Genomic DNA, 10,862 nt, shown 5'->3' on the forward strand with positions numbered 1-10,862 from the left:
AGTCGAGACCTCAGCGCTTTCGATCTCCGCCCGGTACCCACTTCACGTCCGAGACGCCCGCGCGCACGTTCGCGACGCGGCCGAGGATGAACAGCAGGTCCGATAGTCGGTTGAGATACTTCGCCGGCAGGACGCTGGTGTCCTCAGGATGCGCCTCGATCGCCGCCCAGGCGGCCCGCTCGGCGCGGCGCACGACGACGCGCGCCTGATGGAGATGGGCCGACAGGGGAGTGCCGCCCGGGAGGATGAACGAGTCGAGCGGCTGGAGCTCTTCGCCGAACTGATCGCACCATTTCTCGAGGGCATCGATGTACGCCGCTTCGATCCGCAGCGGGGGGTATGCGGGCTCGTCGACGACGGGCGTCGAGAGGTCGGCTCCTGCATCGAAGAGATCGTTCTGGACAGTTGTCAGCACTGCCGCGATGTCGTCGGGGACGTCCCCGGCGACGGTGAGTGCCAGACCCACGACAGTGTTGGCCTCGTCGCAGTCGGCGTACGCGACGACGCGCAGGTCGTTCTTCGCGACGCGCGAGAAGTCGGAGAGCCCGGTACTGCCGTCGTCGCCGGTCCGTGTGTAGATACGTGTCAGGTGTACAGCCATACTCAGTAACCTACGTCAGGGAAACCAAGTGTCAGGCCGATACACTGTGTCGGTGAGTGATCGTTACGTGGTGTCCGGTGGGGCACGTCTGGTCGGCGAAGTGTTTGTCGGCGGAGCAAAGAACAGCGTTCTCAAGTTAATGGCTGCGTCGCTGCTCGCCGAGGGGCGCACGGTGCTGACCAACGCACCGGAGATCGCCGACGTGCCGCTGATGGCTGACGTGCTGCGTGGTCTCGGCGCCACCGTCGACATCTCCGGTGACACGGTGACCATTGATTCCCCGGCCGAGCCCGACTATCACGCGGACTTCGATGCGGTGAAGCAGTTCCGCGCGTCGGTGTGCGTGCTCGGTCCGCTGATGGCTCGTCGACATCGCGCGGTGGTCGCGCTGCCGGGTGGCGACGCGATCGGTTCGCGCCCTCTCGACATGCACCAGGCCGGCCTTCGCTCCCTCGGAGCCAAAAGCACTATCGAGCACGGATGCGTCGTGGCCGAGGCGGAGGTCCTGCGGGGCGCCGAAGTGGTGCTCGACTTCCCGTCGGTTGGCGCGACGGAGAACATCCTGATGGCTGCGGTCCTCGCTGAGGGCGTGACCACGATCGAGAACGCCGCCCGCGAGCCCGAGATCGTCGATCTCTGTGTGATGCTGTCCGAGATGGGGGCGCGGATCGACGGCGCAGGCACTCCGATTCTCACGGTGGTCGGCGTCGACTCGCTGGCACCGACGACACATCATGTCGTCGGCGACCGGATCGTCGCAGGTACGTGGGCCGTCGCCGCGGCGATGACCCGCGGCGACATCACGGTGCGCGGTATCGAGCCAGAGCATCTTCGGTTGGTCTTGAAGAAGCTAGAGGGGGCGGGCGCACACGTGGACCGGTTCGACGACGGGTTCCGCGTGATCCAGGAGGCACGGCCCGTCGCGGTGAACACGGCGACGCTTCCGTTCCCGGGATACCCGACAGATCTGCAGCCGATGGCCATCGGTCTGGCGACCGTGTGTGAGGGACTGTCGATGGTCACCGAGAACGTGTTCGAGGCGCGATTCCGATTCGTCGAGGAACTGGTTCGGCTCGGCGCCGATGCCCGTACCGACGGTCACCACGCAGTGATCCGCGGCGTAGAGAAGTTGTCGAGTGCTCCGGTGTGGTCGTCTGACATCCGCGCCGGCGTCGGACTGGTCCTCGCCGGGCTCGTCGCCGACGGCGACACCGAGGTCCACGACATCGAGCACATCGACCGCGGGTACCCGGACTTCGAGAATCAGCTCCGCAGTCTCGGCGGCACCATCGTTCGCGTCCGTGACTGACTGACTGACGCATGGTGTCGGCGTAGCGAGGCGGCGAACCCGCGGTACCTGTCCGTTCGGACAGGTACCGTCCTGGTCTCCCGGGTCGACTCCTTGCGCTGCAGGTCAGTAGGCCTTGTCGGGTAGGTGACGCAGAGCACAGGCTGTGAAGGACCCACACGGCAACCTCACAGGAGTCACCATCATGGCCATCGAGCTGAATCAGATCTGGGAGTTCCCGATCAAGGAGTTCCATCCCTTCCCGAAGGCGAAGCTGGGTGTCGGCGCGCACGACATGCTCGGCGTGGAAGCCAAGGAACTCGGCATGACCCGAGTCCTGTTGATGACGACCGGTCTTCGCGGATCGGGCATTATCGAAGAGCTGACCGGGAAGATCGAATATCAGGGCGTGGACGTGGTCCTGTTCGACGAGGTCCAGTCCAATCCCAAGGACTTCAACGCGATGGACGCCGCCGCGCGTTACCAGTCCGAGAAGTGCGACGGCATTATCTCGGTCGGCGGCGGTTCGAGTCACGACGCAGCCAAGGGCGCGCGCATGGTGATCGCGCACGACGGTCGCAACATCAACGAGTTCGAGGGCTTCTCCAAGGCCACCAACAAGGAGAACCCGAAGCACATCGCGGTGTCGACCACCGCGGGCACGGGCTCGGAGACGTCGTGGGCGTATGTCATCACCGATACATCCGACATGGACAACCCGCACAAGTGGGTGGCCTTCGACGACTCCTGCCTCGTGGACCTCGCAATGGACGACCCTTTGCTCTACTACTCGTGCCCCGAGCACTTCACTGCGTTCTGCGGATTCGACGTCCTCGCGCACGCCAGCGAGCCGTTCGTCTCGCGACTGGACTTCGAGCCGTCTCTCGGCAATGCGAAATACTCGATCGAGCTCATTCGTGACAACCTGCGGACCGCTGTCTACGATCCGAAGAACCTCGCCGCGCGGTCGGGCATGATGCATGCGCAGTACATCGCCGCGCAGGCGTTCAACTCGGGCGGGCTCGGCATGATCCACTCCATGTCGCACGCATTCAGCGCGTTCTACGACAGCCACCACGGACTGAACAACGCCATCGCGTTGCCGCGTGTGTGGGAGTACAACCTGCCCGCGCGCTACGAGCGGTACGCCGAGATCGCCGCCCTGCTCGGCGTCGACACCCGGAACATGACGACGGTCCAGGCCGCCGACGCTGCGGTGGAAGAGGCCATCCGCCTGTCCAAGGACCTGGGTATCCCGGAGAATTTCGGGCAGCTGACGACGTCGACGTACGAGAAGAACCGGATGAACACCGGCAAGTACGAGGGTCGCGGCGACGGAGTCGACACCTCAGACGCACAGGTCCGTGCGATCGCCGAGCACATGATGGGCGACTGGTGCACTCCTGCCAACCCGCGTGAATCGACCGTCGAGTCGTTGATCCCGATGGTCCGGCACGCCTTCACCGGCTCGTACTGACCGCACGCCGCCGATCGCCGAGCCCTCCGGGCCGTCGATCGGCGGCGTCCCGTCCGCTACACCTTCTTCCGGACCTGAGTGAGGCATTCATGAGTGACCCGAATTTCGAGACTTCCGCCGACCTGGCGAGAGCCCTGGAGTCAGAGGGCTATCTGATCGACGACGATCTGGCGACGGTCGTCCACTTGGCGACCATCTTGGATCGTCCGCTGCTACTCGAGGGGTCGGCAGGTGTCGGGAAGACCGAGTTGGCGAAGGCGTTGGCCGCCGCATCGGGACGGGAACTGATCCGGCTGCAGTGCTACGAAGGGCTCGACGACTCCCGTGCGTTGTACGAGTGGGACTACGCTCGCCAACTGCTGCACGTGCAGATGCTCCGCGATCGGATCGGAACCGAACTCGCCGAGTACGACACGCTCGCGGCGGCGTCGACCGCCCTCGCGGAGACCGAGGTCGGCGTCTACACCGAGGGTTTCCTCGTTCCACGCCCGCTGCTGGCCGCGATCGTCTCGCCCGAGCCGACGGTGCTCCTGGTGGATGAGATCGATCGGACCGACGAGGCGATGGAAGCTGTGATGCTCGAGGTGCTCGCCGAGAGGCAGGTCACGGTGCCCGAACTCGGCACGTTCGCGGCGCGCTCGTCGCCGTGGGTGATCCTGACGTCCAATGACACGCGAGAGCTGTCAGCCGCGTTGAAGCGGCGTTGCCTGCATTTCCAGGTGGAGTACCCGTCAGCCGAGCGCGAGTGTCGGATCGTCGCAGTGCGTGCCCCGGACGTGGAGGAGTCGGTGATCGCCGACGTCGTCGATCTGGCACGTAGGCTGCGTGAGCTGCCGCTGCGTAAGAGCCCGTCGATCGCAGAGGTCATCGATGCCTCGCGGGCCGCGTCGCTCCTGTCTCCGGCGGACCCTGCGCTGATGTCACTCCTCGTGAAGTTCGGGACCGACCTCGACCATGTCCGCCGGGCGTTCGCCACGCCTTCGATGTCGGCCGAACCGGAGCACCAGCGGGGATCGACCACGGGGCGGGCATTCGGCGCGGGCCGTGCACACAGCGCCGTCGCGCGGAGCTGAGTCGGCGTGCTGGGCGAGAACGATGTGGGCGTCCGCCTTCTTGACACTGTGGCCGTGCACTTCGGCAGGGCTCTGCGAACGATCGGGCTGGGGTGTTCGCCAGCAGAGGTGATCGAGATCAGGCGTGTGCTCGCTCTGGTCGGAGGCGGCGATCTCGGTCGACTGCGAACCGCGTTGCGGAGCGTCAGTGTCAAATACGAGTACGAGCGGGGCGGCTTCGAGACGGTCTTCGACGCGTTCTTCATCGGTGATGAAGCGGTGGACGACGGACCCGCCGATCTACCGCACGTTCGGGGGCTGGCCGGCGAGCTTCCTGACGAACTGGATTGGGACGACGAATTCGAGGGCGCAGCCCGGATGATCGGCGCGGACGAACACACGGCCGAGATCGGCGACTTGATGGTCGACGACCCGGAAGCCCGCGAGCGGAACGCCGAGAGCGCTCATCGTGAGGAGAACGACTTCTCGGTCTCGTCCGGAGCCGAGGAACTCCAGGTCGACACCGACTCGTCGAGGGTGTCCGGCGGCGTCACCTACACGATCGAGATCGACAATGCCGACGCTGCGCAGGTCGGCGAGCTGACCGGCACGGCTGCGCGCGTCGCGGGCTCGGAGTTGAGTCTGGTCGACGCGGCGGACCTCCTCTCAGTGCTCGACTCCACGGACGGACGCAGTGCCTACGGAGTCGACGGCATGGAAGATCTCGACGATGCGCGTCGCCAACAGGTCCAGCGCGCGCTCGAGGACTTCATGTCCGCGCTGACCGAACGTCTGGCCGAGAATGTTCTCGCTGACGGCGAGCTGACCGGACCGTCACACGTCCATCGCGATCAGGCCGACATCGATCGTGCGTGCCACCGGTTGGTTCAGCGGATGCGAGGTGCGCCTCGACCGGTGTCGCGGCTGACCGACGGTGGTCGGCTCGACGTCCGTTCCACTATGCGTGCGGCCGCGCACACAGACGGCGTCCCGGCCGAACTGTGGAAGAGGGTCCGCGTTCCGGGGCAGGTGCGACTGCTTGTCCTCGTCGACGTCTCGCTGTCAGTGCGTCCGGTGGCTGGGTTCATCCTCCGACTCGCGCAGACGCTGCACCGACAAGGCAGCCGTTGCGAGGTGATCGCATTCGTCGACCGTGCGGTCCGCGTAACGCCTGAGTTGCGGGTATCCGAGCCAGACACCGCATTGGCGGAGGTTCTCGCCGCCGATGGGCTGGACCTGTCGGCGACCAGCGACTACGGACGGGTCTGGCAGACGACGCTCGACGACTACGGCGACCTAATCACCCGACGGACCAGCGTTCTCGTCGTCGGTGACGGTCGCAGCAATGCCTTCGATCCACGCGTCGATCTCTTCGAGACGATGGCGCGTCGAGCCCATCGCGTCGCGTGGCTGACCCCGGAACCGTCGCGGTACTGGACGCAGACGGGGTGTTCGCTCGCAGAGTATGGCGAACACTGCTCTGGGGTCGTCAGCGCGCGCGACGCCGCCGAGATGATGGACAAGTGCGACGAACTCGGTTCGGCGCTGCGGTGAGCCGGTACCGTCTGTCGCAGAACGAGGAAGTGGAGGGCCGGTGACCGATCCGGGTACAGATCGTGCGCGCGCGGCGACGAGCGTTGCGAAGTTCCACACGCCGGAGATCGTGCTCGGTCGCGGCTCGTTCCCAGAGGCGGCGATCACTGTGGCGGGGCTCGGCGTTCGTCGGTCACTCATCGTCTCCGACCGCACCATCGAACAGACACCGTGGTACGGGCGACTGTTCGCGGACCTGCAGCGACAGGGCTTGCAACCGGCGTCGTATCTCGACGTGTCGCCGAATCCGCGTTCGTATGAGGTGGCCGCTGGTTTCGCGGCCTACCAAGCTCACGCGGCGGACGGTCTGGTGGCGCTCGGCGGAGGTTCGGTCATCGACGCCGCGAAAGGAGTCGCCGTCCTCGCTTCCAACGGAGGGCTCATCCTCGAGTACGAGGGGATCGACCGCGTGCATCGTCCCCTTCCGCCGCTGGTGGCCGTACCGACGACGGCGGGCAGCGGCGCCGACGTCTCCCAGTTCTGCATTGTCAACGACCCCGATCGGCGCACCAAGGTGACGATCATCGGTCGGACGTTGGTCCCGAACGTGACTGTCATCGATCCGACGTTGCTCACGACGGTCTCGTCGCGCGTAACGGCTCAGACGGGCATGGACACCCTGACTCACTGCATCGAGGCATACGTGTCCCTCGCGCACGGACGGCTGACTGACTCGCTAGCGATCGAGTCGCTGACGGGCGTCTGGACAAACCTGGAACGACTCGTGGACGACCCCGCCGACGCCGTCGCAGGCGAGGAGATGGCACTCGCGTCGCTGCGAGCTGGCATGGCGTTCACCAACGCGATCCTGGGTGCGACACACGCGATGAGCCACCCGGTCGGTGGGCACTGCGACGCGCCGCACGGCACGATCAACTCCGTTCTTCTGCCGTATGTGATCCGCTACAACGCACTCGTGTGCGCCGATGACTTCGTCCGCCTCGCGGACGCCGTCGGACTCTCGACCTCGGGTGACCCGCGGACGGTCGCCGACCGTCTGGCGGACGCCGTCACGACGCTCGCAGCACGGGTGGGGATGCCCGCGACGCTCTCGCCGCTGGGCGTGCGGAGCGACGATCTCGAACTGTTGACTTCTCACGCATTGGCCGACTCATGCATGATCACGAATCCGCGCCGTCCGGACGATTCCGGAATCGTCGACCTGTATCGGCAGGCGCTGTAGTCGTGGAACCTGATCCTGATCTGGCCTCGCTCGTCGGACTCCGCACGGTCAAAGCGGGCCATTACGCGCAGTACCGCGGTTCCGAAGCACGGGTAGGTCGGGTGATGCTCGCGTTGGACGGCATCTCCAAGGCCCTGGTGCAGACCGCCGCGGGACCAGAGGCACTGGTCGTCGCAGTCGTCGAGACAGTCCGCGACCACCTCGGGGCCGCATGGGTGCTGTTCGCCCTCGCCGACGGTCAACTCGTCGGCACCGGACCGCGGCATCTCATCGCGGGTCCAGACGGACAGATCCTGGCGTTCGAGGGCGTCCAGAGCGCCGAGTCGCCGACGGAATTGCCGGACGTCGTGCTGAACCGGCTCAACGACGTGCTTCGCGGGGAGGTGGCGGTGCTGCATGCGCCGATCGCGGACGATCACCATGTCCATGTACCTGTAGAACTCGACGGAGACGTGGTCGGTGGACTCTCTGCGTGGACAGACGCCGGTCAGCGGGTCGACCCCGCGGACCTCACCGTGCTGCGGATTCTCGCGAGCCAGGCGACTGTGGCGTTGGTGAATTCGTCGTTATTCCTGCAGGTTCAGCGTCGCGCCGACGAACTGGCCGACCGCAACGACGAACTCGTCCGGACCCAGCGGGAACTGTGGGCGGCCCAGCGGACCGCACTACTCGGCACCGAACGCGCTCGGATCGCCAGGGAATTGCACGACTCAGTCGGCCAGTCGGTTCTCTCGGCGGGACTGCAGATCGAATTGTGTCGCGACGACGTCGGCGGTGCGGCTGCCGAGCGAATCGACAAAGCCGTGAAACTCAGCCGCGACGCCATGGAGCAGCTGCGCGGCGCGATCTACACACTTGCGAAGTCGGGCGGGCCGTCGACCAGCGTCGCCGACACCCTCCGGGAACTGTGCTCGCTTCACATGCCGCCCGACGTAGACGTGACAGTCACTGTTCGCGGTCGGCCACGCGAACTGGCCGGCGACGTGCAGCACGCGGTGCTACGTATCGCGGGTGAATCTCTGTTCAACGCCGCGCTGCACGCGCAGGCCCGTCGAGTCACCGTGACCCTCGAGTACGACGGGCAGGGCGTGCGCCTGCTCGTCGACGACGACGGAATCGGCGATCCGCCCGAATTGCGATCGGTGTTGGCGGCAGCCGAGCGTGACGACATCACGTCCGGACGCAGCCGAGGACTGGTCAACATGGCCTCGCGCGCCGCCGAACGAGGCGGTGGCTTCGCCATCCGCCGCTCGAGGCTCGGCGGGATTCGAATCGCGGCCGACATACCGTGCGCGGAGAAGGGGGCGGTATGACGAGAAGCGGCGGACCGGGCAGCGCTGGTGCCCGGGGTGAGCAAGCCGTCAGGACAGTTCTGGTCGACGACCATGCGCTGCTGCGCGAGGGACTACGTTCGCTCCTCGATCGCGACACCGCGGTCGAGGTGGTCGGTGAGGCCAGTTCGTTCGACAGTGCGCTCGCGGAGATTGCGCACAGCGCGCCCGACGTCGTCGTTGTCGACCTCAAGCTCACGGCAGGTGCGGACTATGAAGGGCTCCGACTCATCGAGGAGATCTCCAGGCGCCACCCGGGAGTGGCGTCCCTCGTGTTGACCACCTTCTTGGACGACGACCTCGTAGTGCGGGCCGTCCGAGCTGGAGCACGTGGTTACGTCGTGAAGGACGTCGACACGACCGAACTCATTCGAGCGGTCCGCGCCGTCGCGACTGGCGGAAGCGCGTTCGACCCACGGAGCGCGACGATCGTGTTGCGCACGGTGTCCGGAGGTCGCGACGTGGCCGCTGAACTCACCGACCGCGAACGGGAAGTGCTGCGACTCCTCGCCGAAGGCAAGTCGAACGCAGAAGTCGGGGGAACCTTGTACATCTCGGAATCGACCGTGAAGTTCCATATTCGCAACCTGATCAGGAAGCTCGGCGTGAGCAAACGGACCGACGCCGTGTACGTGGCGAGCAAGCGGGGCCTGATCTGAGCCGTCTGATCTGGGACGTGCTCGCTTAGGCCTTGTCGATGACCAGCCATCCGCCGTGGTCGGCGAACACGGTCGCCCTCATTCCCGAACGAACCCACGGCGCGGCCCACCGGAGTAGGTCGTCCTCGGACAGGCTTTGCAGATGACCGAAATGCGCCGACGGCTGATTCTCGAACGGCACGGCGATCACTACTCTCATCCGAGCCACGCGCAACGCCTCGCCGATGGCAGCCTCGACGTCAGCGGTCGACAGATGCTCGAGGAGGTGGATCAGACTGACAGTGTCGACAGAACCGTCGTGGTGGGGAAGGGCCCGGGCGTCGCCAAGCACGGTCTGCACTCCGACGCCGAGCCGGGCGGATGCGAGGTCGAGGAGGTCGAGGGCCTCTGGACAGATGTCGCACGCATGGACCTCGATCCCGTTCTGCGCGCACTGCACTGCGAAGAATCCGAAGCAGCAGCCGACCTCCAACACGCTCGTTCCTGTGATGAGGGCGAGAGCGCGGTGGTGCACAGGAGCGAAGTCAGCGCGGCCTGACCGCAGACCTTCGACGGAGTTCGAGTAGTACGCCGACCATGCGGCAGTCGGCCCAGGACAGCTCGTTGAGATGAGGCCGACCATCGCCGACTCGAACTCCGTCTGGCCGGCGACGACTCCGGCGTGAACCAGACAAGACAGGGCATTCACCGCCGTGCTGTCGCTGATCGAGTCGGCGGTGAACGGATGGGCGATCACGACGCCGTCGTCGCTGGATCGCTGCCACGCAAGTACACCGCACCGAGTGAAGCCTTCGGGAACTGTTCCGTCCGCCAACGCAGTACTGGCCACGACATCGATGCTTCGGCCGACGCTGCACTCGTCCTCGACGGTGTGGTTGGCCTGGGCAATGGGTCGGGCCTCAACGGTGGCGGTCATGACTAGACCGTATGAATCCGGTGGCGCCTCGGTAACTGTCCGATCGGGCCGACCTCCTGTCCGTTCGGACAGGTTGCGATCAATGGGCCGACCCGACCTGACTCGGCGCGCCGCCGACCTGCCGATTTGCCCTTCCGCCCGGTTGTGCGTAACTTATGTTCAGTCAGAGCGGCCCGGCCGCGACGACGCCACGGACTCCCAAGTTCGCGATTGTGAAATCGCGGCCAGGTCGAGTAGAGTGGGAAATCCGCTTCGGCAAAGTTCAGTTTCGTTCCCTGGTGACGGGGTTCGGGTGTGGGTTTTGCCGGGTGGTCCTTGGCCTGATAGGTTGGGGGAGTTGGCCTGAAAACGGTTGACGCAAACAATGTATGTGCTTGCTGGAGTTCGGCCCTGTTGTGGGTTGGTGCTGGTGGGTGTGTGTTCTTTGAGAACTCGATAGTGTGTGATGGATTTTCTTGTGCCATATTATTTTTGTTTTGTGGCTGAGATTGTCTGTTTGTGACAAGGATGAATCCTTTCGGGGGTTTGTTGTTTTTATTGAGTAGATTTATCAGTCAGTTTTTTGGATTGGTCAGGTTTTGCTTTCTGGCTTTGTGTCGAAATCGCTCGCTACTTTGTGGTGGGTGTTTTGATAGTTTTTGTTGGAGAGTTTGATCCTGGCTCAGGACGAACGCTGGCGGCGTGCTTAACACATGCAAGTCGAACGGAAAGGCCCAGCTTGCTGGGTACTCGAGTGGCGAACGGGTGAGTAACACGTGGGTG

General features: G+C 65.0%; 9 protein-coding genes and 1 rRNA gene. 8 read left to right on the plus strand and 2 right to left on the minus strand.

Features of this window, described 5'->3' with window-relative positions; translation table 11 throughout:
• Window positions 1-10: 10 nt before the first annotated feature.
• Window positions 11-601, minus strand: a complete 591-nt coding sequence (locus L5G32_RS10205) for a cob(I)yrinic acid a,c-diamide adenosyltransferase (protein WP_237010920.1) — start codon at window positions 599-601, stop codon at window positions 11-13.
• A 52-nt stretch (window positions 602-653) separates the two neighbouring features.
• Between L5G32_RS10205 and murA the strand changes: the two genes are divergently transcribed.
• The 7 genes from murA (at window position 654) to L5G32_RS10240 (ending at window position 9,184) form a co-directional block, all read left to right on the plus strand.
• On the plus strand, window positions 654-1,910 hold the full coding sequence (gene murA, locus L5G32_RS10210) for a UDP-N-acetylglucosamine 1-carboxyvinyltransferase (RefSeq protein ID WP_237010921.1): 1,257 nt from the start codon (window positions 654-656) through the stop codon (window positions 1,908-1,910).
• Between the two features lie 184 nt (window positions 1,911-2,094).
• A complete protein-coding gene (gene mdo, locus L5G32_RS10215) occupies window positions 2,095-3,366 on the plus strand; it encodes an NDMA-dependent methanol dehydrogenase (RefSeq protein ID WP_237010922.1) in 1,272 nt (423 codons plus the stop codon).
• Between the two features lie 89 nt (window positions 3,367-3,455).
• Window positions 3,456-4,439: a MadB family AAA-type ATPase gene (locus tag L5G32_RS10220; RefSeq protein WP_237010923.1), complete on the plus strand. Its 984-nt coding sequence runs from the start codon at window positions 3,456-3,458 to the stop codon at window positions 4,437-4,439.
• A gap of 6 nt (window positions 4,440-4,445) precedes the next feature.
• Complete coding sequence (gene madC, locus L5G32_RS10225; RefSeq protein ID WP_237020029.1) at window positions 4,446-5,972, plus strand: MadC family VWA domain-containing protein; 1,527 nt, start codon at window positions 4,446-4,448, stop codon at window positions 5,970-5,972.
• 40 nt (window positions 5,973-6,012) lie between these two features.
• Window positions 6,013-7,194, plus strand: a complete 1,182-nt coding sequence (locus tag L5G32_RS10230; protein ID WP_237010925.1) for an iron-containing alcohol dehydrogenase — start codon at window positions 6,013-6,015, stop codon at window positions 7,192-7,194.
• A gap of 2 nt (window positions 7,195-7,196) precedes the next feature.
• Window positions 7,197-8,507, plus strand: coding sequence for a MadS family sensor histidine kinase (locus L5G32_RS10235; RefSeq protein WP_237010926.1), 1,311 nt, complete (start codon window positions 7,197-7,199; stop codon window positions 8,505-8,507).
• Entirely contained in the window at window positions 8,504-9,184 is a 681-nt protein-coding gene (locus L5G32_RS10240) for a MadR family response regulator transcription factor (RefSeq protein ID WP_237010927.1), read from the plus strand. Before L5G32_RS10235 ends, L5G32_RS10240 begins: the two co-directional genes overlap by 4 nt.
• 25 nt (window positions 9,185-9,209) lie before the next feature.
• On the opposite strand, the gene mftM is transcribed toward L5G32_RS10240, so the two are convergent.
• A complete protein-coding gene (gene mftM / locus L5G32_RS10245; RefSeq protein WP_237010928.1) occupies window positions 9,210-10,100 on the minus strand; it encodes a mycofactocin oligosaccharide methyltransferase MftM in 891 nt (296 codons plus the stop codon).
• Window positions 10,101-10,738: 638 nt separating this feature from the next.
• Between mftM and L5G32_RS10250 the strand changes: the two genes are divergently transcribed.
• Window positions 10,739-10,862, plus strand: a 16S ribosomal RNA gene (locus L5G32_RS10250); the annotation flags it as partial.

Origin of the sequence: Gordonia zhenghanii, assembly GCF_021738965.1 — a bacterium.
GTDB lineage: Bacteria > Actinomycetota > Actinomycetes > Mycobacteriales > Mycobacteriaceae > Gordonia > Gordonia zhenghanii.